The sequence below is a fragment of the Pseudomonas chaetocerotis genome, assembly GCF_015712105.2.
Classification (GTDB): domain Bacteria; phylum Pseudomonadota; class Gammaproteobacteria; order Pseudomonadales; family Pseudomonadaceae; genus Aquipseudomonas; species Aquipseudomonas chaetocerotis.
In genome coordinates this window covers 35982-61718 of sequence record NZ_JACFYX020000008.1, presented here as the reverse complement: position 1 = coordinate 61718, position 25737 = coordinate 35982, and the positions used below count along the sequence as shown (strand labels likewise).

28 protein-coding genes and 1 pseudogene are annotated in these 25737 nt (G+C 63.4%); 11 read left to right on the top strand and 18 right to left on the bottom strand.

Annotated elements, in window-relative coordinates; translation table 11 throughout:
* Positions 1 to 49 precede the first annotated feature (49 nt).
* The 4 genes from H3221_RS15190 to H3221_RS15175 all read left to right on the top strand — a co-directional run bounded on the left by H3221_RS15190 (position 50) and on the right by H3221_RS15175 (position 3553).
* Positions 50 to 973 carry a LysR family transcriptional regulator gene (locus H3221_RS15190; protein ID WP_196474428.1) on the top strand — a complete coding sequence of 308 codons (924 nt, stop codon included), beginning with the start codon at positions 50 to 52 and terminating at the stop codon, positions 971 to 973.
* Between the two features lie 76 nt (positions 974 to 1049).
* Positions 1050 to 2249 carry an MFS transporter gene (locus H3221_RS15185; protein WP_196474427.1) on the top strand — a complete coding sequence of 400 codons (1200 nt, stop codon included), beginning with the start codon at positions 1050 to 1052 and terminating at the stop codon, positions 2247 to 2249.
* A gap of 66 nt (positions 2250 to 2315) precedes the next feature.
* Positions 2316 to 2873 carry a COG3904 family protein gene (locus tag H3221_RS15180; protein WP_196474606.1) on the top strand — a complete coding sequence of 186 codons (558 nt, stop codon included), beginning with the start codon at positions 2316 to 2318 and terminating at the stop codon, positions 2871 to 2873.
* 221 nt (positions 2874 to 3094) lie between these two features.
* The gene (locus H3221_RS15175) at positions 3095 to 3553 is read left to right on the top strand and encodes a DUF2846 domain-containing protein (protein ID WP_196474426.1); all 459 of its coding nucleotides are present in this window, start codon (positions 3095 to 3097) and stop codon (positions 3551 to 3553) included.
* 53 nt (positions 3554 to 3606) lie between these two features.
* Here the strand turns inward: H3221_RS15175 and H3221_RS15170 are convergent, their stop codons facing one another.
* Complete coding sequence (locus H3221_RS15170) at positions 3607 to 4908, bottom strand: SLC13 family permease (RefSeq protein ID WP_263482793.1); 1302 nt, start codon at positions 4906 to 4908, stop codon at positions 3607 to 3609.
* Positions 4909 to 4945: 37 nt separating this feature from the next.
* Positions 4946 to 5767: an amidohydrolase family protein gene (locus H3221_RS15165; RefSeq protein WP_196474425.1), complete on the bottom strand. Its 822-nt coding sequence runs from the start codon at positions 5765 to 5767 to the stop codon at positions 4946 to 4948.
* A 179-nt stretch (positions 5768 to 5946) separates the two neighbouring features.
* Here H3221_RS15165 and H3221_RS15160 point away from each other — a divergent pair, with 179 nt between their 5' ends.
* Positions 5947 to 6684, top strand: a complete 738-nt coding sequence (locus H3221_RS15160) for a GntR family transcriptional regulator (RefSeq protein WP_196474424.1) — start codon at positions 5947 to 5949, stop codon at positions 6682 to 6684.
* 71 nt (positions 6685 to 6755) lie between these two features.
* On the opposite strand, the gene H3221_RS15155 is transcribed toward H3221_RS15160, so the two are convergent.
* The 5 genes from H3221_RS15155 to H3221_RS15135 all read right to left on the bottom strand — a co-directional run bounded on the left by H3221_RS15155 (position 6756) and on the right by H3221_RS15135 (position 10761).
* On the bottom strand, positions 6756 to 8066 hold the full coding sequence (locus tag H3221_RS15155; protein WP_196474423.1) for a CitMHS family transporter: 1311 nt from the start codon (positions 8064 to 8066) through the stop codon (positions 6756 to 6758).
* A gap of 159 nt (positions 8067 to 8225) precedes the next feature.
* Complete coding sequence (locus H3221_RS15150) at positions 8226 to 8969, bottom strand: SDR family NAD(P)-dependent oxidoreductase (protein WP_196474422.1); 744 nt, start codon at positions 8967 to 8969, stop codon at positions 8226 to 8228.
* A 63-nt stretch (positions 8970 to 9032) separates the two neighbouring features.
* Complete coding sequence (locus H3221_RS15145) at positions 9033 to 9380, bottom strand: hypothetical protein (RefSeq protein ID WP_196474421.1); 348 nt, start codon at positions 9378 to 9380, stop codon at positions 9033 to 9035.
* A gap of 176 nt (positions 9381 to 9556) precedes the next feature.
* Entirely contained in the window at positions 9557 to 10081 is a 525-nt protein-coding gene (locus H3221_RS15140; RefSeq protein WP_196474420.1) for a DUF3087 domain-containing protein, read from the bottom strand.
* Positions 10082 to 10146: 65 nt separating this feature from the next.
* A complete protein-coding gene (locus tag H3221_RS15135) occupies positions 10147 to 10761 on the bottom strand; it encodes a DJ-1/PfpI family protein (protein ID WP_196474419.1) in 615 nt (204 codons plus the stop codon).
* Positions 10762 to 10844: 83 nt separating this feature from the next.
* On the opposite strand from H3221_RS15135, the gene H3221_RS15130 reads away from it, so the two are divergent.
* Complete coding sequence (locus H3221_RS15130; protein WP_196474418.1) at positions 10845 to 12179, top strand: aminotransferase-like domain-containing protein; 1335 nt, start codon at positions 10845 to 10847, stop codon at positions 12177 to 12179.
* On the opposite strand, the gene H3221_RS15125 is transcribed toward H3221_RS15130, so the two are convergent.
* Entirely contained in the window at positions 12173 to 13003 is an 831-nt protein-coding gene (locus H3221_RS15125) for an AraC family transcriptional regulator (RefSeq protein WP_196474417.1), read from the bottom strand. The two genes, H3221_RS15130 and H3221_RS15125, sit on opposite strands and share 7 nt — an antisense overlap.
* Positions 13004 to 13125: 122 nt before the next feature.
* Between H3221_RS15125 and H3221_RS15120 the strand changes: the two genes are divergently transcribed.
* The 4 genes and pseudogenes from H3221_RS15120 (at position 13126) to H3221_RS25855 (ending at position 15754) form a co-directional block, all read left to right on the top strand.
* A complete protein-coding gene (locus H3221_RS15120) occupies positions 13126 to 13644 on the top strand; it encodes a carboxymuconolactone decarboxylase family protein (RefSeq protein WP_196474416.1) in 519 nt (172 codons plus the stop codon).
* Positions 13645 to 13662: 18 nt separating this feature from the next.
* Positions 13663 to 13917 (top strand): glutaredoxin 3, encoded by a 255-nt coding sequence (gene grxC, locus H3221_RS15115; protein WP_196474415.1) that lies wholly within the window; start codon positions 13663 to 13665, stop codon positions 13915 to 13917.
* Positions 13918 to 14107: 190 nt separating this feature from the next.
* A pseudogene (locus H3221_RS25860) lies at positions 14108 to 14896 on the top strand (MCP four helix bundle domain-containing protein); the annotation flags it as partial.
* 18 nt (positions 14897 to 14914) lie between these two features.
* Positions 14915 to 15754, top strand: coding sequence for a methyl-accepting chemotaxis protein (locus H3221_RS25855; RefSeq protein ID WP_397428075.1), 840 nt, complete (start codon positions 14915 to 14917; stop codon positions 15752 to 15754).
* Positions 15755 to 15814: 60 nt separating this feature from the next.
* Here H3221_RS25855 and H3221_RS15105 read toward each other — a convergent pair whose 3' ends face one another.
* The 3 genes from H3221_RS15105 to H3221_RS15095 all read right to left on the bottom strand — a co-directional run bounded on the left by H3221_RS15105 (position 15815) and on the right by H3221_RS15095 (position 18343).
* A complete protein-coding gene (locus tag H3221_RS15105) occupies positions 15815 to 17260 on the bottom strand; it encodes an alpha/beta hydrolase (RefSeq protein ID WP_196474413.1) in 1446 nt (481 codons plus the stop codon).
* 260 nt (positions 17261 to 17520) lie between these two features.
* Positions 17521 to 17883 (bottom strand): hypothetical protein, encoded by a 363-nt coding sequence (locus tag H3221_RS15100; RefSeq protein WP_196474412.1) that lies wholly within the window; start codon positions 17881 to 17883, stop codon positions 17521 to 17523.
* Positions 17876 to 18343: a hypothetical protein gene (locus tag H3221_RS15095; RefSeq protein WP_196474411.1), complete on the bottom strand. Its 468-nt coding sequence runs from the start codon at positions 18341 to 18343 to the stop codon at positions 17876 to 17878. The genes H3221_RS15100 and H3221_RS15095 overlap by 8 nt, the downstream gene beginning before the upstream one ends.
* 227 nt (positions 18344 to 18570) lie before the next feature.
* On the opposite strand from H3221_RS15095, the gene H3221_RS15090 reads away from it, so the two are divergent.
* Positions 18571 to 19125, top strand: coding sequence for a nucleotidyltransferase family protein (locus H3221_RS15090; protein WP_196474410.1), 555 nt, complete (start codon positions 18571 to 18573; stop codon positions 19123 to 19125).
* A gap of 174 nt (positions 19126 to 19299) precedes the next feature.
* Here the strand turns inward: H3221_RS15090 and cyoE are convergent, their stop codons facing one another.
* From cyoE to H3221_RS15055, 7 genes are all read right to left on the bottom strand, one after another.
* Positions 19300 to 20256, bottom strand: coding sequence for a heme o synthase (gene cyoE, locus H3221_RS15085; protein ID WP_196474409.1), 957 nt, complete (start codon positions 20254 to 20256; stop codon positions 19300 to 19302).
* On the bottom strand, positions 20256 to 20591 hold the full coding sequence (gene cyoD / locus H3221_RS15080) for a cytochrome o ubiquinol oxidase subunit IV (protein WP_196474408.1): 336 nt from the start codon (positions 20589 to 20591) through the stop codon (positions 20256 to 20258). The genes cyoE and cyoD overlap by 1 nt, the downstream gene beginning before the upstream one ends.
* Positions 20592 to 21221 (bottom strand): cytochrome o ubiquinol oxidase subunit III, encoded by a 630-nt coding sequence (gene cyoC, locus H3221_RS15075; protein WP_397428074.1) that lies wholly within the window; start codon positions 21219 to 21221, stop codon positions 20592 to 20594.
* A complete protein-coding gene (cyoB, locus tag H3221_RS15070) occupies positions 21221 to 23209 on the bottom strand; it encodes a cytochrome o ubiquinol oxidase subunit I (protein WP_196474406.1) in 1989 nt (662 codons plus the stop codon). The genes cyoC and cyoB overlap by 1 nt, the downstream gene beginning before the upstream one ends.
* A gap of 2 nt (positions 23210 to 23211) precedes the next feature.
* Positions 23212 to 24129, bottom strand: coding sequence for a ubiquinol oxidase subunit II (gene cyoA, locus H3221_RS15065; protein WP_196474405.1), 918 nt, complete (start codon positions 24127 to 24129; stop codon positions 23212 to 23214).
* Positions 24130 to 24861: 732 nt separating this feature from the next.
* Positions 24862 to 25437, bottom strand: a complete 576-nt coding sequence (locus H3221_RS15060) for a DUF6436 domain-containing protein (RefSeq protein WP_224490624.1) — start codon at positions 25435 to 25437, stop codon at positions 24862 to 24864.
* The gene (locus H3221_RS15055; RefSeq protein ID WP_196477131.1) at positions 25434 to 25703 is read right to left on the bottom strand and encodes a hypothetical protein; all 270 of its coding nucleotides are present in this window, start codon (positions 25701 to 25703) and stop codon (positions 25434 to 25436) included. The genes H3221_RS15060 and H3221_RS15055 overlap by 4 nt, the downstream gene beginning before the upstream one ends.
* Between the last annotated feature and the right edge of the window lie 34 nt (positions 25704 to 25737).

Genomic DNA, 25737 nt, shown 5'->3' with positions numbered 1-25737 from the left:
GCCGCTGCGCCGCATTATCAGCCCCTTCGTCATCACACAGCCGACACCCATGCGCCAACCCAACCTGTCCGATATCGCCCTGTTCGCTGCCGTGGTCGAGGCCGGTGGTTTTCGCGTCGCGGCGCAACGTCGAGGCATGTCGGCCTCGTCGCTGAGCGATTGCGTGCGCCGCCTGGAAAAGGAGCTGGGCGTGCGTCTGCTCAACCGCACCACACGCGGCCTGACGCCGACGGAAATCGGCGCCCGCTTGTTGGAGCGGCTGCGCCCCGCGCTGGATGAAATCAACGCCGCGCTCAACGATCTGCAGGAAGACCCGCAACACCCGGTCGGCTCGCTGCGCCTGCATGTGCCCGGCGTGATCGCGCGGCACATCCTGCCGCAACTGCTGGATGGCTTTCTCGCTCGCTACCCGGGCATCGCACTGGAGGTGAACATGGACAACACCTTCATCGACGTGATCGGCGCCGGTTACGACGCGGGCATCCGCTACGAGGAAAGCCTGGCCAAGGACATGATCGCCCTCCCCATCGGGCCGCGCCGACAATGCTTCATGGCAGTCGCCGCGCCCAGCTACCTGCAGCGCCATGGCACGCCGCAACACCCCAGCGAATTGAGCGAACATCGCCTGCTCGGCTACCGCTTCGCCAGCGGCAAGCTCGGCGTGTGGGAGTTCGAGCAGGATGGACGCACCCTGCGCGTCACCCCGGAGGGCAGGCTGGTGAGCTCGTCGCAGGACCTGCTGATCGCAGCGGCCTGCGCCGGCCACGGCATTCTCTACACCTTCGAGGAATACATCGCGACGCACCTCGCCAGCGGTCAGCTGCAGCCCTTCCTGCATGACTGGTGGCAGCATTTCGACGGCCCCTACCTGTACTACCACAGCAGACGCCACGTACCGGCGCCGCTGCGCGCCTTTGTTGACTACGTGAAGACCCTCAACGCCTCCGACCACTCGTCTCCAGGCCCGAAATAGAGCGGCCGCCAATACCCAAGCAATGCGCTGGGAGATTATAATCGCGCGCTTGCTTCTCCCCCCTTCCAGGTCACTCATGAACAGTTCTGCATCCGACGCCGCGACGAGTCTGTCGCCGGGCGCGATCCTTCTCATTCAACTCGCCCTCGCGCTCGGCGGGTTCGCCATCGGCACCGGCGAATTCGCCATCATGGGCCTGATGCCCAACGTCGCTGCCGATCTCGGCGTCAGCGAGCCGCAGGTCGGCCACGTGATCAGCGCCTATGCCCTTGGCGTGGTGGTCGGCGCACCGGTGCTGGCCTTGCTTGGTGCACGCCTGCCGAGGCGCATCCTGCTTCTGCTGCTGATGGGCTGCTTCGCCCTCGGCAACTTCGCCAGCGCCCTGGCACCGAGCTACGAGCCACTGCTGATCTTCCGCTTCATCGCTGGTCTGCCGCACGGCGCCTACTTCGGCATCGCCATGCTGGTGGCCGCCTCGATGGCGCCGCCACACAAGCGCGCCAAGGCCGTGAGCCGGGTGCTGGCCGGCCTCACCGTGGCCATCCTGATCGGTAACCCGCTGGCCACCTGGCTCGGCCAGTTCATGAGCTGGCGCTACGCTTTCGCCCTGGTCGGGGTGATCGCCATCACCACCATCGCCATGGTCGCAATCTTCCTCCCCGCCGACCCGCACGAGCAGCGCAGCAGCCCATCGGGCGAACTGCGTGCTTTCAACCGCGCGCCGATCTGGCTGGCCCTGGGCATCGGCTCCATCGGTTTTGCCGGGATGTTCTGCGTGTTCAGCTACATGGCGCCGACCCTGCTTCATGTCACTCAAGTCGGGCCCGGCTGGATTCCCCTGGCCATGGGCGTGTTCGGCGCCGGCTGCATCGTCGGCAACAGTGCCGGCGGCTGGCTGTTCGACCGTCTGCGCCTGCGCGCCGTAGCCTGGATTCTGGCCTGGAGCACGCTGGTGTTGCTGGCCTTCCCGTTCGCCGCACACAGCCTGTGGACCCTCCTGCCGGCGATCTTCGCCCTGGGCACCATGATCGCCCTCGGCCCGGCCCTGCAGACCCACCTGATGGACGTCGCCACTGGCGCGCAGACACTCGCTGCCGCGTCCAACCACGCCGCGTTCAACGTCGCCAACGCGCTCGGTCCCTGGCTCGGCGGCCTGGCCATCAGCGCCGGCATGGGCTGGACCGTGACCGGCTACATCGGCGCGGCCACGGCCATCGGCGGCCTGCTGCTGTTCGCCTGGGCGTGGCAGGTGCAGCGCCAGAACGCAGCAATCTGACAGATGCGAGATAGTGCGCCGGCAGGTATCGTCTACCTCCCGAGCCACTATCGCGTAACCCGCCCGATGATTGCCCAGCGTTTACGATTCGCCCTGATCGGCACAGCTCTGTTCACCGCCCTGACCGCCCACGCTCAGGTGGAGGTCGAGGCCAATGCCGGCCTGCTGGCGGCGAAGATTTCCGAAGAGATCGTTCCCGGCGACTACGAGAAACTGCTGCAGGGTTTGCGCGCCAATCCGGGCAAGCACACGCGCAAGATCGTGCTGCTCGACAGCATCGGCGGCAGCGCGCCGGAGGCCATCCGCATGGGTCGCCTGCTGCGCGAAACCGGCTTCGAGGCGCTGGTGCCTTCTGGTGGCCTGTGCCAGGGCAGTTGCGTCTATCTGCTGGCTGCCGGCAGCAAGCGCACCGTCAACGGCCACGTTGCCCTGCGCCGACCACCCTTCCCCGCTGGTGACTCGGCGCTGGCACAGGCCGCCCATGGCAGCCAGCCGTTCAGCCCAGCCAGGTACTTTCGCGACATGGGCGTCGATATCAGCCTGGCCGAAGCGATCTACCAGGTCGCGCCGGGGCGCTTGCATCTGCTGAGCCAGGATGATTTGCGACGCTATCGGCTGAAATAGCGAAAGGCGCTTGCTCGTACCTGGCCAGCAAGATATCTTCCACGCCGGCATGGCAACAGGCCACCAAGGAAATGGAATTCGAGCATGCGCAGGATGCGTGCAGGCAAAGCCCCCTTCTTCGTGCAACTCCTACTCCATTCCCGATAGCTCGCAACGGCTGAACACCCAGATCCGTGCTGCCGCTTTGCCGTGCTCATCATTCATCGATATTCGGAGTCATCATGCTGAAGAAATTGGTCCTGGCCGCCTTTGCCTCATCGCTGCTCGTCGGCTGCGCCTCGGTTCCCATGGAAGACAAGAACGCCTCTGCCGAAGCCAAGCGCTTTGCAGCCCCCGCGCCCGGCAATGCCGGCCTGTACATATACCGCAACTCGGGTGCAGGCACTGCGTTGAAGAAAGACATCTGGGTCAATGACACATGCATCGGTGAATCCGCACCGAATGTCTTCTTCTACGAGCAGGTCAAGGGCGACATGGAGCACAAGATCTCCACCGAATCCGAGTTCTCCCCGAACGATCTGCTGGTCAAGACCGAAAGCGGCAAGAACTACTTCATCAAGCAGTACATCAAGATGGGCGTATTCGTGGGCGGCGCCAACCTGGAACTGGTCGACGAGAAGGAAGGCAAAGCGGACATCGCGAAGCTGGAACTGGCCCGCAAAGGCAACTGCTCCAAGTAAGACGACAGGCAGCAGAAAGCCCCGACATCGAACGATGCCGGGGCTTTTTTTCATCAGAACAGGAAGGTCAGTGCCAGGTTGAACATCATCGCTGCGACGAAGCCGATGGGCGCGGCACGCAGCAGCAGTTGCGAGAACAAGGTCGAGCGCACCTTGTCGTCCGTGCAGGAGCCCAGCAACAGGCTGCCGCCGGAGGAGAACGGCGAGATTGAGGTGGCCTGGGCACCTACGACGATGGCGATGAAGATGATCATCGGATCGATCGACATCGACGCCGCCAACGGCAGCACCATGGGGAACAGTGCCGGCGTCACCACACCGAGCGTGCTGGCGAAGATCGACATCAGCGCCGCGATCACACCAAAGGCCACCGGAATCATCAGTGGCGGGATGTTGCCGCTGATCCAGGACGCCAGGGCATCGATGGTGCCAGCCTTGATCGCAACGGTAATCAGCATGCCGACACCGCAGATCATGATCAGCGTGGCCCAGGGCACGGACGCGATGGCCTTGCGCTCGTCACCCAGCTTGAGCAGCAGTGCGATCACCGAGAACACGCTGGCGATCAGGCCGATATCCACCTTGCTGTTGATGAACCTGACCGTGGCGTTGTCCGGAAAGGCCAGCAGTGCCAGGGGCGCGGCAAGCACCAACACCATCATCAGCAGAGTCAGCAGCAAGGTCAGCTTCTGTTCACGATTGAAGGCATCCGGCAGATCGGCGGCGAGCACCGCATTCTTCAGGTTGCGGCCATGACCACCGAGGAAGACGAAGGCGGAAATCACCAGCACCGGGATAATCGTCGTGCTGGCGAAGATCGCCAGGGCGTTGACGAAGGCTTCGCTCTCGGGCATGCCCGCGCCGGTCATCAGGCCACGGAAGATGATGCCACTCTGACTGGAAACGAAGTTGGCTCCGGCCAGTGCCCCATAGTTCACCGCCATGCCGCCGAGAATCAGGCTCATACCGGTACGCTGGCACAGCAGCAGGGTCAGCGGTGCCATGAAGGCCAGCACGGTGTAGTAACCGGCACCCATGGCAGCGATCACCCCCGAGGTCAGCAAAATGGCATAGGGCAGCAGGTGCGGCACGCCACGGCAGCGATACAGCAGATGCCCGGCGAGTTTTTCCAGGGTGCCGTTGACGGTGGCGAAGCTGTAGAACAGGCAGACCGAGAAGATCACGAAGAAGATCTTCAGTGGCCACATGTTGATGATATCGCCCGGGCTCATGCCCATGCCGAAGCAGCCCAGCAGATAGGCGAAGGCAATGGCGAACAGGCCGATATTGATCTTGGTGGTGTACCCCAACGCGACGGCGAGGACGATCGCGGCGACGACGAGCAGGCTCATCATGGTTTGACTCCTTTTGTTGTTCTGATGCGAGCGACGGTTACGCCGAGGCGAAACCGAACAGGGTTGCGGGGTTATCCACCAGAACGCGTCGGCGCTCCTCGGGGTTGGGCAGCAGGGCCTCGAGCAGCGCGAACTGCTGATCGTAGCGGGTCTTCGACTCAAACTGGGTGTTGGGCCAATCGCTGCCCCAGAGGAATCGCCCTACTCCACTGCAGGCTTCACGCAGGCGCGCTTCGATGGCCTGGGCGCGGGCCAGATCGGACTGACTGCGATAGGCCGCCGACAGCTTGATCCACACCGGCGCCTGGCCGAGCAGATCGAAGAAAGTGTCATGCTGCGCAGCGTCCAATTGCACGCTCGGTGCCGGCAGGCCGAAATGATCGATCACCAGGGTGACGCCTGACTCGAGAATCGCCGGCACGATCAGCGCCAGGTCGTCGAAACCACGCTGGATCTCCACCTGCCAGCCGCGTCGCGCCAGGCGGCGGAACAGACCGTTCCAGGCCGGCCCCGTGTAGTCCTCCAGCACCTTGCCGATCAGGTTCAGGCGTATGCCCACCACACCCGCGGCGGCCAATTCGTCCAGCTCGGCATCGCTGACCTGCGCGTCGACCACCGCGACGCCACGCAAACGCTGCGGGAAACGCTGCAGCGCCGCGAGCATGTAGTGGTTGTCGGTACCGAGAAAGCTCGGCTGGATCAGTACCCCGTGGGACAGCCCGCAGGCGTCCAGGTGAGCCAGGTACTGCTCCACGGTGGCGTCATAGCTGGGGCTGTAGCGGCGGCCGGGAACCATGGGCAGGTCCTGGCGAAAGATGTGCGCGTGGGTGTCGATGCCGGTGATTGCGGCATAAGGCATGGGCGTCACGAAGCGATACCTCTGTCATTTTTTGTACGAGCCGCCGGTACGAGCGACTCCTTCTTGTAAAACATATATTCATATATATGATTAGATGACTGTATCTACAGAGATCAAGTGCTGTCAATCTGCAGGCCAGTGGTAAAGTGACGGCCGGTCGACTTTCGGATTTGAGGTTTATGAGCACCACGGCTCTGGGACAGGACGAACGCCTGCCGCTTTATCAGCGGTTACGCGACGAGATGCTGGGCAAGATCGCCGCTGGCGAATGGCTACCCGGCGAGGCCATTCCTACCGAAGCGGAGTTGACCCGCCACTACGGTGTGGCCGTAGGAACAGTGCGCAAGGCGGTGGAAACCCTGGTTGCCGAAGGCCTGCTGCTGCGTGCCCAGGGTCGCGGCACCTTCGTGCGGCGGCCGAACTTCGACGGTTCACTGTTCCGCTTCTTCCGTCAGGTCAACGCCAGCGGCCAGTCTCAGGTGCCGCAAAGCCGTATCCTCGACTGCCGCCAGGTGCCGGCCGACGCGGCCGCCAGCCAGGCGCTGAAGCTGAGCGAAGGCGCCCCCTGCATATTCCTCCAACGCCTGCGCCTGATCGACGGTCGCCCGCTGTTCCATGAACGTATCTGGCTACCGGCTTCGCGCTTCGGCGCTTTGCTGAACATCGCCGCCGGTGACTTCCCGCAGTTGCTCTACCCCTTCTACGAGCAGCACTGCGGCCAGCGCATTGCCTCGGCCCAGGAGACCCTCACCGTCTCTGCAGCCGATGCCGAGCTCGCGGCCGCCCTGGATGTAGCCGAGGCCAGCCCGAGCGTGGTCATCGAACGCACCGCATTGGGCTACGACCGCACGCCGCTGGAATATCGCCTGTCACGTGCGGCGGCGGAGAACTTTCGTTACCAGGTAGAAATCAGCTGACAGGCCGTTGTCCTGACAGCAAAACGCCCGGGCAAGCCCGGGCGTTAGATGCACTGCTGAACGTCCCTGATCTAGAACAACCCGAGTGTCCAGGCCGCACCGAACAGCACCAGCGAGAAGCCCCACATCCACCACAACGAGTAGCGGATGTGCCGGCCCAGATCCAGCCCGGCCAGACCCAGTGCCAGCCACAGCGCCGGCGAGAACGGGCTGATGAAGGTGCCGATGATGTTGCCGATGGTCAGCGCATAAACCACGCTGGCTGGCTCGACACCCTGGGCGCCGACCACTTCCAGCGTTACCGGCAGCAGCCCAAAGTAGTAGGCGTCGGTGCTCAGCATCAGCTCCATCGGCAGGCCGAACAGACCCAGCACGATGTGCATCTGCCCCACCAGCGGCGCCGGCAGTACCTGCGCCAGGTCCTGGGCGATGGACGTGAGCATGCCGGTGCCGGTGAAGATACCCAGCATCGAGCCAGCGGCCAGGATGATCATACCCATGCTCAGCGCAGCCGGAGCGTGCGCGGAGATACGCTGCATCTGCGCCTTGCCGCCGGGGTAGTTGATCAGCAGCGCCAGGCACAGGCCGATCATGAAGATATAGCCGGCCGGCAGCACGCCAGAGAACAGCGAGACCAGCACCGCCAGGAACAACGCGGAGTTGGCCCAGAGCAGGCGCGGGCGTTCCAGCTCGCGCTCCTCGGCGCTCGGCTCATGCAGGTCAGTGCTGGTTTCCACCAGTACACCTTCGTCCCCGGTCGTGCCGGCCGCGATACGCCGCTGTTCACGCCAGCCCAGCAGCGCCGCCAGGGCAACCAATAGCACTACGCCAATACCCTGCACCGCGATCAACGGACGCCACAGCTCGGTGACCTCGATACCGGTCACTGCCGAGGCACGCCCCAGCGGCCCGGCCCAGGGCAGCATGTTGAAGATGCCGGCACCAATCGCCAACAGCAGCAGCATTAGGTACGGGCTCATGCGCAACTGCTTGTACAGCGGCAGCAAGGCAGGAACGGTGAGCAGGAAGGTGGTGGCACCAGCGCCGTCGAGGTGCGCCAGCATGCCGATCACCGCCGTGGCGACGGTCACCGCGATCACGTTGCCGCGGGTCAGGCGCACCATGCCATTGATCAGGGGCCTGAACAGCCCGGTGTCCTGCAGCACGCCGAAAAAGGTGATGGCAAACACGAACATGGTGGCAATAGCCGTCACGCGGCCGATGCCATCGGTGAAGAAACCGGAAATCGCCTCCGGGCCAAAGCCTGCGGCCAGAGCACCCAGCAACGGCACCACAATCAATGGCAGAACAGGCGACATGCGCCCGATAAGCAACAGCACAACCAGGCTGCAGATGGTCAACAGGCCAATCAAGGTCAACAAACCGCTTTCTCCTCTTTTTCTTGTAAGGCACGCGAAAGGCGCGTGCGGAGGCTAAGAGGCGAACCTTTCAACAACCTTTAAGCGGCGAACATGCGTCACGCCAAATGTCAGTGGATATGTCGCAGAGTCGGGGCGGCAGCCCTGCCGCCCCGGCGTGGTTCATTGCAGGGTGTAGCCCTTGTCCACCACCCAATCCTGACCATGAACGCCACGCGCACCATTGCTCAGCTGAAACAGCACCACCTCGGCAATCGCCTGCGGATCGAGGAACTCGCCGTCGACTAGGCGCCTGCCGACTTCACTGGCGACGCCCGCCAAGGCATCTTCGGCCAGGCCCAGGCTGCTCCAGATCGGTGTCGCCGTCGGCCCTGGCGAAACCAGATTGAGCCGCAAGCCTTCAGCGGCATGCTCGAGCGCCAGGCTGCGCACCAGCGCCGAGAGTGCGGCCTTGCTGGCGATGTAACCGCCAAGCCCGACGAAGCCGAGTTGACGCAGGAAGGTGCTGATGAATACCACCGATGCAGGCCGCGCCAGATGAGGCTTGAGCACCTGAAAGGTATTGATTGCACCGGCGCCGTTGACCCGCCACTGCTGCTCGAACGCCTGCATGTCGCAGCCCGATGCCAGGCGTGCGATCCCGGCGTTGGGTACCAGGTAGTCGACGGCACCAAGCCGCCCCGCCCGCTCGGCCAGCCCATGCAGCGCATCGATATCGGTGACGTCGCCCGCACACCAATGCAGCTGTTCGGGATGTAACGCCTGCAGCGCTTCCAGCGCGCCCAGACGCCTTGAGAAAGCCAGCACGCGCGCGCCGCGCTGCAGCAACAGATCACACACCGCCAGGCCGATACCCGAGCTGGCCCCGGTGACGACGGCCAGACGACCCTGAAAATTCATACTCATGACGTTCCTCGAAGCGAAAAGAGAGTGAGTGCAGCGACTCGCGCGAGCCGCGCTGAAATCGACTTACTGCGCCTGCAGGCGGATGCCATTCATCTCCACCTGCTGACCCAGCGCGAAGCGCTCCCTGGGCGAGCGCACCCACTGCTCACGACCGCCTTCGTGGCGCACCACATAGGCGGTTCCACTATTGCCAGTGGCAGCCTGGGCCTGCGCACCGGTCCAGAGCCCGGCGGCACCACCGACCAGCGCACCGACAGGGCCACCCGCGGCGGCGCCCAGCATCAGGCCGGACAAACCTCCGAAACCGGCACCCACCGAGTTTTCTTCACGTTCGGCCACTACTTCGGCAGCCTGCAGAACATTGGCGGCCACAAGGCCGAGGGAAAGGGCAAGCAAGGCAATGGATTTCATCTGATTTCTCCTGTAATGGGCATTGCACCCGGAGAGAGTCAGATTCTGTGCCATATATTTTCTTTATCAAAAACAAATAGATAAGAAAAAACAGGTGCTAATGACAACAAGGAAATCGGGTCATAATGACAACTTTAAAGTCATTGTGACCCTAACCTTGGATCGACAGGACGTGTTCAGCTAAACGTTTTGACCTGCTCCAGCCACGCCAGGTCGAGCCGCGTCTGCTCGATGTCCAGCCCCTGCTGCTCCATCGCCTCGCGATGGCTGTCAATCTCGCCCACCATCTGGCTCAGTTCGCTGGAATTGCCATCGAGTTGATGCATCTGGCTCACCCCCAGGTGGTAGAAGCGCAGCAGCTTCATCGCGCTGTCATCACCCTGCGCCACGCCCGCCTTGACGTGATGCATGACGTTGGTGATACGCATCAGGCTGCGCTTGAGTCGCCAGCCGTAAACGGCCGGCGCCATGAACGGCCGCGACCAGAGTCGCTGGCGCACCAGGGCAATGGTCAGGCCGAGCCCCGCCAGCACACCGAGCATGTTCCACTTGAAGTTGTCGCCACCGGGCGTGCCGAACGCCTGCGTGCTCAGCGTGGCGCAAAGCATGGCCAGCGCCAAGAAGATGAGCGCGATCACCACGGTGCTGCGGCGGGTCTGCTGGCGGTAGTAGGCGGGGTCGATGGGCTGGATTTCGAACATGCGCGAAGGCTCGTGGCGGGATCAGTCGGCGATGGTACGACAGCTTGCCACGCTGCACGAACCCGTCACGCCTCTGTACGGCCCTGAAGATAAGGACCGATCGCCGCCATCGCCCCCGCCAGGTACTGCGCCTTCTCACCCACCGGCGCCACGTAGTGCAGCGCCTGGCGCGCCTCGTCGAGGCCGAGCAGACGGGCGATGACCCAGGCGGCGAGATAGGTCGACGCCAGGCAGCCGCCCGCCGTTGCGACATTGCCATGGGCGAACAGCGGCTGATCGAGCACCCGCACGCCTGCCTCCTGCACCCAGGGCTTGCTGGTCAGGTCGGTACAGGCGGCGACGCCGTCGAGCAAGCCGAGCTTGGCCAGTATCAACGTGCCGGAGCACTGCGCCGCCAGCAGTTGGCGCGCCGGGTCGAGGCGCAGTTGCGCCATCAGCGCTTCATCCGCCACCACCTCACGGGAGCGCATGCCACTGCCGACGATCACCGCATCGGCCGCGCAGGCCTGCTGCAGGTCGATCTGGCTATCGATCACCAGCCCGTTCATGGATGTCACACGCGCAGTTGGGCTGGCGATGCTGACGCGCCAGTCGGGCCGGTGTATGCGGTTGAGAATGGCGTAAGCGATCAGCGAGTCGAGTTCGTTGAACCCTTCGAAGGTCAGAATGGCGATGTGCATGGCGGCTCCTGTCATGAAACGGGTTGCCACGCAGCTTCGAGGCAATGATCATGACAATCAAATAATTGTCATGGATACAACCCATGCCCCGCGCGCGCTACAAGCAACTGGTCGATCAGTTGGCCGCCGACATCCGCCGTGGCGCGCTCGCGCCTGGCACACGCCTGCCCACGCACCGCGAACTGGCCGCGCAGCACGGCATCGCCCTGGTCACCGCATCACGGGTCTACACCGAGCTACACGCCATGGGCCTGGTGAGTGGCGAAACCGGGCGCGGCACCTTCGTACGCGAGACCAGCCTGGCGCCCGGTCACGGTATCGACCAGCCGGCGACCGAAGGCGGCATGCTCGACCTCAACTTCAACTACCCAACGCTGCCGGGGCAGGCCGACCTGCTGCGCCAGGCCCTGCGCCAGCTGGCATTGTCCGGTGACCTGGAGGCGCTGCTGCGCTACCAGCCCCATGCCGGGCGCCCCCATGAGCGGGCATTGCTGGCCAGGCACCTGACGGATCAGGGACTCCCGGTCACGGCGCAACAGGTGCTGATCGTCAACGGCGCCCAACACGGCCTGGCGCTGACCCTGCAGACTCTGCTCAAGCCCGGTGACGTGGTCGCGGTCGACGCCCTCACCTACCCCGGTTTCAAGGCGGCCGCCGCCGCGCGCGGCGTGGAATTGCTGGCGCTGCCCTGCGAGGCCAGCGGCCCCGATTTCGATGCCCTGGCGGCGCTGTGCAGAACGCGCCGGGTACGGGCGATCTACAGCATGCCGACCCTGCACAACCCACTGGGCTGGGTACTCGACCAGCTACAGCGCGAGCGCCTGATCGACATCGCCCGCCAGCACGACCTGCTGATCATCGAGGATGCCGCCTATGCCTTCCTGGCCAGCTCGGCACCAGCGCCACTGGCCGCCCTGGCGCCCGAACGCACGGTGCATGTGTCCGGCTTCTCCAAGAACATCGCCACCGGCTTGCGGGTTGGCTACCTGACTGCGCCTGCCGCCTGGGTCGCCGCACTGGAGCGCAGCATCCGCGCCAGCACCTGGAACACTCCGGGCATCATGACGGCGCTGGTCTGCGCCTGGATCGAAGACGGCACACTGGCCCGCCTGCAAGCGCAGAAGCGCGAGGACGCCCGCTGTCGGCAAGCTCTGGCTCGGCGCGTGCTGGCCGGCCTGCAACTGATCGGCCATAAGGCCGGCTATTTCCTCTGGCTGCCGTTACCGGCCGAGGTGCGCGCCGACCAGGTCGTGGCGCGCCTGCTGCACGAGCAGGTGGCGGTCTCCACCGCTGAGCCGTTCAGCACCTCGGAGCAGGTGCCCCATGCGCTGCGCCTGGCCCTTGGCTCGGTTACCCTGGCGCAACTGGAAGACGCGCTGGACAAGGTCAGGCATGCCATCGCCCATTTCGCCTATTGAGCGACCTGACGCAGCCACTCGCTGGGACTCGCCCCCACCTTGCGGCGAAATGCGCGGGCCAGGGCCGAGGGGCTTTCATAACCGACCTCGTCGGCGATCAGCGCCATGGGCCGGCCCTCGCGTAGACGCTTCTGCGCCAGGCTGACGCGCCAGCCGACCAGATAATCGGCCGGCGTAGCACCGACCACGTCGTGGAAATGCGCAGCAAAACTGGCGCGCGACATGCCGGCCAGCGCCGCCAGCTCGGCCACCGACCAGCCATGCTGCGGCCTCTCGTGCAGTTGATTGAGCGCTCGCGCCAAGCGTGGCTCGGCCAGGCCCGCCATCATCCCGGAGGCCAGCTCGCGGCTGTTCATCAAATGGCGCAGCAGCTGGATCACCATCAACTCGAACAGACGATTGAGTACCAGCTCGCGCCCGCAATCCTCCCCAGCCGCCTCGGCGAACAGCCAGTCCAGGCAACCGCTCAGGCTCGGTAGCTCGCGCAGCGGTTTGACGATGGCGCCCGGTAGCGACCGCGACAGCGGATTGTCGATGCCGCCGTCGAAGGCCAGGGTCGCGCAGACCAGTTCGGCACCGTCGGCCTCGCTGGCCGTCATCTGGTGCAGGCGCGGCCTTGCCACCAGCATCAGGCTCGGCTCTTCCAGGCGCAGCTCACGGCCATCCCCTTCGCGAAAGCTCATGCGCCCGGCGCGCAGCAGGTGAATGTAGCCATGCGGCTCCTGCTCGCCGTGGTTGCTGGTGCCGCAGAAGCCACCCCGGTGAAAGGTGCTGGCGTGCAGGTTGAAGTGATGCAGCAGGCTGGACAGGCGATCCATGGTCATCTCGCACTCCTGGACGATCTGTCGCATAACATCGACGATCTGAATCCGAAAAGCCAGATCGATTGCCTAGCATGGCTCCAGGCTTGAACGACAAGCTCCCCACCCAAGACTGGAGAATCACCATGACGCGTATCACCGCACTGCCCTTCGAACACACCGCTGCCAGCGCCCAGGCGCAACTGGAAGGCATCCGCAAGGGCCTCGGCTTCATCCCCAATACTTTCGCCACCCTGGCCCACGCACCGGCCGCGCTGAGCGGCTACCTGGCGCTGTCCCAGGCGCTCGGCAAGGGCACGCTGAACGCCAAGGCGCGCGAAGTGGTGGCGCTGGCCAGCTCGCAGGTCAACGGCTGCGAATACTGCCTGGCCGCACACACTCTGTTCGCCGGCAAGGCCGGCCTGAGCGCAGCGGACATTCGCAGCGCCCGCGATGGCGAGTTCGATGCCGTGGCGCGCCTGACCCGGCAGATCATCGACAGCCGCGGCCGCCTCAGCGATGCGCAACTGCAGGCCGCGCGCGATGACGGGCTGAGCGAGGCCGCTATCGTCGAAGTGGTGGCCAACGTCGCCTTGATGACGCTGACCAACTACCTCAACAACCTGGCCGAAACCGTTGTCGACTTTCCGCCGGTAGCCGTCTGAAGACGCAGGAGGTGCATCATGCAAGCCGTTACCCTCTACACCACCGGGCACTGCCCCTACTGCGTCAACGCCAAGACACTGCTGACACGCAAGGGCGCGACCTTCGAGGAAATCGACGTAGGCAGTTCGCCGCAGCGGCTGGCGGAAATGCTGCAACGCAGCAACCGCCGCAGCGTGCCGCAGATATTCATTGGCGAGCATCATGTCGGCGGCTTCGATGACCTCGCCGCACTGGAACGTGGCGGCGAACTGGATGCGTTGCTGCAAGCCTGAACCCTGATGGCCGACCTCGCCGGCGGCCATCACCCTTTCTGAGCCGGCAGCTGTGCCGGCCTACTCCTTTTCGTCAAAGCGCTCGTCTTTGCCCTCATGCACCTGGCCATCGCTGCCGATACAAGAGCGGCAACATCGGCCCGATAGGCTGAGCGTCGCCCTGCGCCCTATCTCGAAATGGAGTCTCCCCATGCGTCTCGACGCCCTCTCTTTGAAAACCCGCCTGATCATCGCGGTGGCGATTCCCTGCATCGCCCTGCTGCTGGTGGCGCTGACCAGCCTGAGCAGCATGTCGAGCATGCATCGGGACACGGAGGTTCTCTATCTCAATACGGCCGCGCCGATGCGCGCCATGGCCGAGGTCGCCTCGCGCATCCCGCGCATGCGTGTAGGGCTCGACATGATGCTGCTGCAGGAAACCCCGCTGCGCGACGAGCGCGGTGTGAAATCCCGCGTACAGGACGCCCGCAACGAGGACGTGCCCGGCATGCGCGAGGCGATGCGTCAGGCCGTGGCCGCCCAGGTCAACCCGGAGCGCAAGGCCCAGGCGCAGCAATTGCTCGATCAGTTCGAAGCCATGGTCAGCAACGAACTGAACCCGATGCTCGCCGCCTTCGATGCCGGCGACATGGCCAAGGCGCAGCAGATCTATCGCGATCAGTACGCCAAGACCTACGGGGTGATGCGCCAGGGCGCCAACGACCTGCTCGACGCGCTGCTCGAGCAGGCCGAGCAGCAAAACCTGCACAGCGCGCAAAGCTATGACGATGGCCTGACCCGCCAGATCGCCATCATCGCCACCGGCCTGCTGGTGTCGATCATCATGTCCTGGCTGATCGTGGTACAGCTACGTCGCCGTGTGGCGGTGTTGCAGAGCAGCCTGGGCCAGGCCGCCGACAACCTGGCCCTGGACACCCGCATCGAACTGCGCGGCCAGGACGAACTGAGCGAGATCGCCCGCAGCTTCAACCAGTTCATCGACAAGGTGCACGGCGCCATGCGCCAGCTCGCCGACAACTCGCGCCAGCTCTCGGGCATGGCGCGCGATGTGGCCGAACGCGCACGCCTTACGCAAAGCAACTGCACCGCACAAAGCGACCGCACGGTACAGGTGGCCACCGCCATCAACGAGCTGGGCTCGACCGTCAACGAGATCGCGCGCAACGCCGAGAACGCCGCAGAAGTTGCCCGCGAAGCCACCCTGCATGCCAGCGACGGCAGCGCAGTGGTCAGTCAGGCGCATCGTCAGGTCGACGCCCTCAACGGCGAACTGGAGCAGGCCGCAAAGGTGATCGAGGCACTGGCCGCGCAGACCAACGCCATCAGCACCACGCTCAACACCATTCGCAGCATTTCCGAGCAGACCAACCTGCTCGCCCTCAACGCCGCCATCGAAGCGGCGCGCGCCGGCGAACAGGGTCGTGGCTTTGCCGTGGTGGCCGACGAGGTACGCACCCTGGCCAGCCGTTCCGGCGCCTCTACCGAGGAAATCCAGCAAGTCATCGACCGCCTGCAGAACGAATCACGCTCGGCCGTCGAGGCCATGGCCAAGGGGCAACGGCAGAGCGCGCTGGTGGTGGAGTACGCGAGCAAGGCGTCGGTGGCGCTGGAGCAGATCAACAGCCATATCGGCCAGATCAGCGACCAGAACATCCAGGTCGCCACCGCTACCGAGGAACAGTCCAGCGTGGTGGAAGACATCAACCGCAACATCGTCGACATCAACGAGCTGACCGTCGGCACCACCCATATCGCCGATCAGCTCAACCAGGCCAGCAGCGATTTGCAGGCGCTGTCGACCCAGCTCGATGGCCTGGTCGGACGTTTCCGGTTGTAACCTGAACTTTAGAACCTCCGCCATTGCGACCAAGCGGGTGCGCGCGGCGCACCGGGCCATCTACAAGTCTTCGTCGATGCGCTCGCGCAAATAGGCGTAGAAGGGGTTGGACGTCATACGCTGCAAACTATCGAGCCCCACCACCAACACGCCGTGCTCACCGCGCGGTGCCAGCGTGCCAAGGGCCACGCCGTAGAACTCCTCGGCGGTCGGTTCGCTGCCATACAGCGGATCGTCAGGCGGGAACGGCAATGCGACGTGCGACAGCGAAAACAGCTGGCTCGGGTACTCGACATTCAATGGCGTCGCCACCGCCTCACGCTCGCCAGCTGCAATTCGCCGCGCCTCGACCTGACGACCACCGCTTTGCGCAACGCCGACCACGGTCAGGTCGTAATCACGCTCGGCCGGCGGCAGCAGTTGCTCCAGCAGGCCACTCATGTCCGGTCGCAGCAACGAGCCGATGGCCTGCGAGCGGTTGATGTCGAAGATCACCAGCTCGCTGCCGTTGGCCGGCAGACGCTCGAACAACTGATGCACCACTGCCGGCGTGCTCACCGTGCTGTCGGCCAACGACTGAAAGGCCAGCACCGGCGGCAGTCGTGACAGGCGGCCATCGACCTCGGCAGCATCGAAGGCATCCTGCACCTCGCTGGTCAGCTCATAGGTCTGCCGCGCTGCATGCACCGGAAAGGAGTTGTACTTGAACGGGTTGAACTCCGGCAGCACATTCATCCAGGCCGACTTGGCGAAAGCAGGCAGCAACGCCGGCAGGGCCGCCAGCCCGGCGTAACGGGCGTAGCTGGTGACGCCAATCATCGGCGAGATCAGCACCAGGCGCTGCGGCATGGCCAGGCTCTGGTCCTCCAGCGCAGCCAGGCTGTAGCGCAACGCCAGCGCCCCGCCATTGGAATAGCCGAGCAGATACAGCGGCCCGTCCGGCACCTGGCGCCGCGCTTCGCGAACGGCCAAGCGCGTGGCAGCCAGCCATTGCTCCCAGTGCGCAGCGGTGAGCGCCGCCGGCACCGTGCCGTGGCCAGGCATGCGCGGCACCACGGCGAGCAGGCCCTGCTCACTCAGTTGCCGGGCGATATGGCGCAGGCTGTAGGGCGAGTCGGTCAGGCCATGCAGCAACACCACCACGCCACGCGCCGGGCCTGGCGGCTGCAGGATGAAGGAGCGGTTCCAGTCGCGCGGCAGATTGCCGGGGTAGACCGGGCTATCGCTGGAATAGCGGCTGTATGCGGCGCTGCCGGCGGCCGTGACCGGCTCGATCAGCTCACGTTGCAGGTGCTCGAACAGGGCCGCCTCGGCAGCCAGGTAGGCCTGCCAGTCAGCCGCATCCAGCTCGTCGACCTCAAGCTCCTGCGGCACCAGGCGATGCCAGGGCTGCAGCTCTGGCAACGCCGACAGCCCGGCGATACGAATGCCGAGCAAGACCACCACGATCAACAACACCACCACCAGCGTCCAGGCCATCACGTTGCGCATGCGCGGTAAACGCATCAAGCGCCTCCCTCGAAATATCTGGCCGGGAAAATCCGTCCCGGCGACCGGCTCAGGGACTTTAGTGCAAAGCGGCTGCTGGCCACCACTGGGATTGCCTGGGTGCAGCGAGTCGGATCACGCTTCGTTTGCCACCAAGGGTGAGAACTGCTGGAGCTTCGGCAGAGGCGCTTGCGCGGCGAAAATAGCGGCCGCGACTGCCTGGATGCAGGAGGTAGAGCGAGCGAAAGCCGCTCCCACGCAGGGGAGCGGCAGCCTGATCAGCCCGCCGCTGAGTAGAGCGGCGAGGCAGCCAAGTACAGCATGACCAGCACAGCGACCAGCGTCAGTGCATTGAATTGAATCCGCCGGACCTTGCCGAGGCCGGCAAACTCCTTGGCAACACTCAACACGAAGACAGCCCCGACCACCAGCATTGCCGGCATGGAAACCAGGGTATCGGCAAGCCAACTGTTCATCAGTCGCTCGCTGCCCGGGTAGAGCTCCTGGCTGATCGCCATATAGCTTGGCCTGGCGCTGACCATGCCCCAGTACGCAGCCAGGGTGATCAGTTGCAACAGCAGTAGAAGCAGATTGCACAGGGTCTTCAAACGCGGGAAACGACCTGCATCGCGATTAGCCACAGAGCATGCTCCCGCTCTGGGTCTGCCCCATCATGTCCTTGATCACGCCGCGAACCTTGGTATCGGCCAACTGCCCGCCGTTCGACTCGACCTGCACCCGGCTGAGGGAAAAATGGGCCTCGTTATTGGCGTCGTAAATGGTGAAGGCGACGTCCACGCTGCCACTGAACAGCAACGTACCCTTGAGCTCGATTTCCCCCAACTTGCCGACCAGCGATGAACGACTGCACAACCAGGCATGCTTGCTGACGTCGATTTTCATCCAGGCAGTTTCGATATGACCGGCGATCAGCGTGCCGCTGTTACCGCCGATCTCAGGCCCGGTAGCGATACCGAACACCTGCGGCTTCTCGGCACTCGAGCGTCTGAGTTGTATGTAGACGCCACTGAACAGATTGAACCCAATGCTGGTCTTGGGGATGGCCGCGCCGACGCCGCTGGCCAGAATCTTCATTTCCATTACATGTTCCCTATGTAGGTTTGAATCAAGCGCGAAGCTTGAAGCAATGCGGCCCACTTTGCCATGAACGGGCCCACAAACGGGCGCTCGTGGGCCGCTCAGCGCTTCTGACCATCGGAGTCGGTATTGGTGCCGTGCGATCAGCAGGCTGCGTTATCTGGGAGCCGCTCAGATGCGCCAGATCAACTGAGCAGGCAGCCAACGAGCACCGCTGCTAGGCTGCGCGCATGAATTTCGCCGCTCAACTACAGACACTCATTGTCACCGACCTACAGCGCCTGCGTATCCTGCAGCAGGTGCGCGAGCTCGACCTACCCGACTGCTGGGTCGCCGCAGGTTTCGTGCGCAGCGCGGTGTGGGATCACTTGCACCAACGCACGCCATCTCCGCTGCCGGAAGACATCGACGTGATCTGGTTCGACTGCGCCCATACCTCTGAGGAACGCGATGCAGAACTGCAAGCGACTCTGCGCGGTGGCAACGGTGACTTGCAGTGGTCGGTAAAGAACCAGGCGCGCATGCACCTGCGCAATGGCGATGCACCTTACGCCTCGGCGACCGAAGCGATGCGGCATTGGCCGGAAACCGCGACGGCGCTGGCCGTAAGGCTCGATGAAAACGACAGGGTCGAGGTTGCCGCACCACTCGGTCTGGAGGATCTGTTCGGCCTAATCGTGCGCCCGGCCGGACGCTTTCAGAACGAGAAACGGCGGATCTACCAGCAGCGGCTACATGACAAGAACTGGCTGGCAACCTGGCCGAAGTTGAAGGTGCTCCCGTAGGGTGGATCACGCTTCATCGATCCACCGGCTGGTGGATGTAAAGAGCGACATCCACCCTACGCACTACGCACTGGCCGAAGTCGAAGGCGCTGCCGTAGGGTGGATCACGCTTCATCGATCCACCATGTGGTGGATGTAAAGAGCGACATCCACCCGCACCTCCCACAACACCGGTCAGATACTGGCGACCACCGCGCAGAAGCCCGGCGCGCTGGCGGCGAACTGGCTGCACAGGTGATTGATGGAGGTCACCAGCACCTGCTCGGGCGAGGAGATGAAATCCACCGACATCATCACGCTGAGCATGGTGATGGTGACGATGGAGAAGGTGAACAGCTTGCGCGCCCACACCCGATCGTCGGCGGCCTTGTAGCCCGACACGCCCATCCACAGCCAGTAGGCACCGCTCAGCGCGGCGACCACGAAGTAGCTGTAGCCGGCGTAGCCACTGAGCGTCAGCATCAAGGTCGCGACCACGAAGGCAGCGATGTACAGCACGATCTGCCGCTTGGCAGCCGAGATCCCCTTGATCACCGGCAGCACCGGGATGTTCGCAGCCTGGTAGTCATTGAAACGGAAGATGGCGATGGCATAGGAATGCGGCATCTGCCACAGGCTGAAGATCAACAACAGGATGGCCGCGCCGGCGTCGAACTCGTTGCTCACCGCGCAGTAGCCGACCACGGGCGGAGCCGCCCCGGACAGGCTGCCGACCAGAGTGCCGTACACCGAGCCGCGCTTGAGCCACAGGCTGTAGAGGCCGACGTAGACCACGAAGCCCATCAGCACCAGCATCACGGCCAGCGTGTTGGTGGCGGCGTACAGCAAGGCCACCCCCGCCACACCGAGCATGCAGGCATAGACGATGGCGTGCGCAGGCGATACCAGCCCCTGCGCCAGAACCCGGTTACGAGTCCGCTCCATCTTCTGGTCGATGTCCCGATCGATGTAGTTGTTGAACACGCAGCCTGAGGCGATCACCAGCGAAACCCCCAGTGCTGTCGCGAAAAACAGCGCCAGGTCGGCATCGCCACGCGAAGCCAGGAAGAAACCGCCCGTGACGGAAATCAGATTCCCGAACACGATGCCCGGCTTGGCGAGGTTGAGGTACTGCTTCAGGAGCGCCAGCATCAGTTGATCATCATGTGATAGTGCATGCTCCACATGATCCAGACCGACAGGCCGACCACGAACGCGATGATCAGCACGGTGAAGATCATCGAAACGACGTTCCAGCGGCCCTCCTCGTCGGTCTTCATGTGCAGGAAGTACACGAGGTGGACGAGCACCTGCACCAGACCGAAGAGCACCACGGTGATCAGTGTCGCGCCACGGCTCAGGCCCAGCACGTCAGGGTGCATGACCAGCATGAAGGGGATCACGGTGAGAATCACCGACAGGATGAAACCGCTCAGGTAATCCTTGAATCCCACGGCGTGGGCGGCGTGATTGTCTTGGTGAGCCATTTACAGCACCCCCATCAGGTAGACGACGGTAAACACGCAGATCCACACCACGTCGAGGAAGTGCCAGAACAGGCTGAGCAGCCCCACGCGGGTCTTGTTGGTGTCGGTCAGGCCACGGCTGCCGACCTGCAGCATCAGCACCAGCATCCACAGCAGACCGGCACTGACGTGCAGGCCGTGGGTGCCGACCAGGGTGAAGAACGCCGACCAGTAGGCACTGACCTGCGGCCCGGCACCTTCATGGATCAAGTGACGGAACTCGTACAGCTCGATGCTGATGAAGGCCACACCGAACAGGAAGGTGATGCCCAGCCAACGCAGCACCGCGCCCTTGTCGCCACGGTAGGTGGCGAGCATGGCCATGCCGTAGGTGATACTGGAAAACAGCAGGGCGAAGGTTTCCACCAGCACCAGGTGCAGGCCCGGCCTGAGCATTTCCTTGGCGGTGGGGCCACCGGCGAAGGAATTGCTCAGTACCGCGAAGGTGGCGAACACCGTGGCGAAGATCAGCAGGTCGGTCATCAGGTAAACCCAGAAGCCGAACAGCTTGATGCCACTGCTGTCGTGGTGGTGCTCATGGCCGTGGCCATGAGCGTCGTGTGGATAGTGGGGTTCGTAAGCGGTCATGATCAGGCCTGTACGACTGCGTTGGCTTTGGTTTGGTGGTGCGCCTGCTCGATCCGCGCGATCTCTTCGGGCTGCACGTAGTAGTCGATGTCCTCGTCGTAGGAACGCACGATGAAGCTGACCACGGCGCCGACCAGACCCACGATGGCGAGCCACCAGATGTGCCAGATCATGGCGAAGCCGAAGGCGATGACGAACGCCGACACGATCAGGCCGTTACCGGTGTTCTTCGGCATGTGGATCGGTTCGTAGTGCTCCGGCGCGGGCATCAGCTCGACACCGTTCTTCTTCGCCTCGTAAAAGGCGTCGATCTTGTCCGCCGTCGGGATGACCGCGAAGTTGTAGAACGGTGGCGGCGAGGACGTCGCCCACTCCAGGGTGCGGCCATCCCACGGGTCGCCGGTGACGTCGAGGTTGTCCTTGCGCTTGATGTAGCTGGTGACGAACTGCACCACGGTAAACACGATGCCGATACCGATCAGCACAGCGCCGACCACGGCCACCTGCACCCACGGCACCCAGGCCGGGTTGTCGAAGTGGTTGAGGCGACGGGTCATGCCCATGAAACCCAGCACGTACAGCGGCATGAAGGCGAAGTAGAAGCCGATCAACCAGCACCAGAACGAGTAACGGCCGAAGCGGTCGAGCAACTTGAAGCCGAAGGCTTTCGGGAACCAGTAGATGATGCCGGCCAGGTAGCCGAACACCGCACCGCCGATGATCACGTTGTGGAAGTGGGCGATCAAAAACAGGCTGTTGTGCAGCACAAAGTCCGCCGCCGGCACCGCCATCAGCACACCGGTCATGCCGCCGATGGAGAAGGTCACGAGGAAGCCCAGGGTCATCCAGGTCATGGCGTTGAGTTGCAGACGGCCACGGAAGATGGTGAACAACCAGGTGAAGATCTTCACCCCGGTGGGGATGGCGATGATCGAGGTCATGATGCCGAAGAAGGCGTTGACGCTGGCCCCCGAGCCCATGGTGAAGAAGTGGTGCAACCACACCACGAACGACAGCACGCCAATGGCCGCAGTCGCCCAGACCATCGAGGCATAGCCGAACAGGGTCTTGCGCGAGAAGGTCGCCACCACCTCGGAGAACACGCCGAACGCCGGCAGGATGAGGATGTACACCTCCGGGTGACCCCAGATCCAGAACAGGTTGGCGTACATCATCGGGTTGCCGCCCAGTTCATTGGTGAAGAAGTGGAAATCCAGGTAGCGGTCCAGCGATAGCATCGCCAGGGTCGCGGTCAGCGGAGGGAAGGCACCGCAGATCAGCACGCAGGTAACGAGAATGGTCCAGGTGAAGATCGGCATCTTCATCAGGCTCATGCCCGGTGCACGCATCTTGAGGATGGTGGCGATGAAGTTGACCCCCGTCAGGGTCGTGCCCAAGCCCGATAGCTGCATGCTCCAGATGTAGTAATCCATCCCCACGCCGGGACTGTACTGAATCCCAGACAACGGCGGATAAGCCACCCAGCCGGTCTTGGCGAACTCGCCCAGGCCCAGCGACAGGTTGATCAGCAGCGCGCCGCCGACGAACAGCCAGAAGCTCAGCGAGTTGAGGTAAGGGAAGGCCACGTCACGCGCGCCGATCTGCAGCGGCACGACGATGTTCATCAGGCCGGTGACCAGTGGCATGGCCACGAAGATCAGCATGATGATGCCGTGCGCGGTGAAGATCTGGTCGTAGTGCTCGGGCGGCAGGTAGCCCTGCCCGTCACCGTGCGCCATCGCCAGATGGGTACGCATCATGATGGCGTCGGCGAAGCCACGCACCAGCATGACCAGCGCGACGAGGATGTACATCACGCCGATTTTCTTGTGGTCCACCGAGGTGAGCCACTCGCGCCACAGGTAGCCCCACTTCTTGAAGTAGGTCACCGCCGCGAACAGCCCCAGACCGCCCAGCGCCACCATGGCGAGGGTGATCATGATGATGGGCTCGTGGTACGGAATCGCGTCCAGAGTCAGTTTTCCAAACATAGTCACTCCTGCACCTGCGCTGCTTCGTGCATGGCCGTGCTGTGGGAATCTTTCAGGGTCACGTACTGCCCGATCACCGTATTGAACAGGTTCGGTTCGACCTGGCCGAAGTAGCGGACCGGGTAGATCGGATAGCGGTGGTTGACCATCTCGCCCGGCTCGCCAACCTGCTTGAAGGTGGCGAAATCCATGACCTCAGGCGACTGCTTGACCGTGTCGAGCCACTGCGCGAAGCCTTCGTCGCTGACCGAGTGAGTGGTGAAGCGCATGGCCGAGAAGCCTTCACCGCTGAAGTTGCCGGACTGGCCGAAGAACTCGCCCTGCTCGTTGGCGATCAGGTTGAGCTGGGTGCGCTGGCCGCCCATGGCGTAGATCATCCCGCCGAGTTGCGGGATCGACAGCGCGTTCATCACCGTGTCGGAGGTGATGTGGAAGGTCACCGGCGTCTTCTCCGGAATCACCAGCTCATTGACCACGGCCACGCCCTGATCCGGGTAGATGAACAGCCATTTCCAGTCGAGTGAGACGACTTCGATGTTCAGCGCCGGCTTGTCCGACTCGATCGGGCGATAGGGGTCGAGCGAATGCGAGGTTTCCCAGATGATGACCGCCAGCACCGCGACGATGATCAGCGGGACGCCCCAGACGACCAGTTCGATCTTGTGCGAATGTGCCCAGTCGGGCATGTAGGTGGCCTTCTCGTTCGACTCGCGATAACGCCAGCCAAACCAGAACGTCATGATGATCACGGGGATGACCACGATCAGCATGAGTCCGATGGAGATCAGGATCAGATTGCCCTGCTCGACACCGATCTGCCCTTTCGAGTTGAACAGTGCCCAGTCACATCCACCGAGCGCTGAGAAGGCAATCGCCATCAGCAACCAGCGCGCACAACGATGGTATTTCTCTTCTTTCATGTCACGACCTTCAACTGAGTGATGCCCACAGTCGGCTTCGGTTGCCGTGCGGCCCATCGAGCAAAAGGCCGGCAGCGAAAACTCAGAGCTTGAGCATCCGTGCAAGCGAAGCGGTAAAACCGTGGGAATCGACGATGTTGCAGGCTATCGAGGTCTCGCACAATTCATTAGCAGCCTACTTATGAGCATACTGACAGCCTCCCTGCGACATATTTCGCAACATTTACGCAAAGATTTGAAACACTTTGCAGTAAGAAGCCGGCAAAGAATCGCAGGGGTGCGACAAATGATCACAGGCCCGTTTTAGAGCTGTTTGTCAGCGAATTGACAGGAATCAATGACACGAAAGATGCCGCTAGCTGATTGCAGGATCAGCCTTGACATTTAGGAGGTTTCGAGAGTCGTGAATGCGTAGGTGAGGCGCGTCAGCCCTGCGAAAGGCAGGGTCCCAAAGCAGCGCCAGGTAGACGACGGGGACGACTGGTGATGTAGCCCGGATGCAACCCGGGGCGATTGAGCGCGGCCAGCCGCAATAGCTTCGCAACCCGGCACGATTGGCTATGTGTCCCGGATTGCATCCGGGCTACGCAATTGCAGCCGTCGACGGCGTCTGGGGGCTGGGGGCTGGGGGCTGGGGGCTGGGGGCTGGGGCTGGGGGCTGGGGCTGGGGGCTGGGCAGCATTGCGCTTTAGCTGCGATGCGCTTCGCAACTGAAGCGCAATGCCTACGCCACTACTTCCAGGCGCAATAGCAGCCCACCGCCAGGCCGCTGGCCAGGGACACATGGCGCCCCTGGGTCAGTGCATCGAGCACCGGCTCGACGAAGCTGTTGCTGGAGTTGCACACCAGCCCTTCGCTGTAAGGGCCGGCATAGGCCAGCTTGCCGTCACGATCCCAGATCGCCAGGGCTGGGCTGGCCGGCAGCGATTCCATGCCCTCGATCCCCGGCAAGGGCGTCATCCGCCCACGCAGGAACGGCGCGATCTCGCCCGTGCTGCCCGGCTTCTGCACGCTGTAGAAGGCGACATCGACATTGCGGTGCAGGCCGATCAGGTAGCGCAGGTGCGCGTCGGTTTCCGCGTTGCAGGGGCAGTCCGGGTCCCAGAAGTGCACCACGCGAATCGGGCCGGGGCCGGCCAGTTCAGCCGGCAGCTGCAACTCGCCCTGACCGAAGATCACCGTCTGCTCGGCATAAGGCCGCAGATAGGCCGCGCCGCTGAGCCACCAGATCAGCACGATTGCCGCCAACACCACGGCAAAGAAGCCCAGCACAACGTGCTTGAGCGTCAGGCGGCTGAACACACTCATGGTTTTTCGCCGAACTTACGCAGGAACTGCTTTTCCATTTCCTGGCAACTTTCCACGGTGAAGGCGCGCTCACTGTCTGCACCCTTGGCACGCTCCCAGCAGGCGGCGATGGCCGCGCGCTCACCCGCTTCAATCTCGCCACCCTGCGGACGGGTGACAAAGTAGATAAAACCGGCAACCAACGAAATGACAAACAGCAGCCCCACCACAAACAGCCCCAGGCAGCCACTGCGGCTCAGCCCGGCGTTTTCATCTTTTGCACTCATGTATCACGTCAACCTTACAGTGGAACCCACTTCG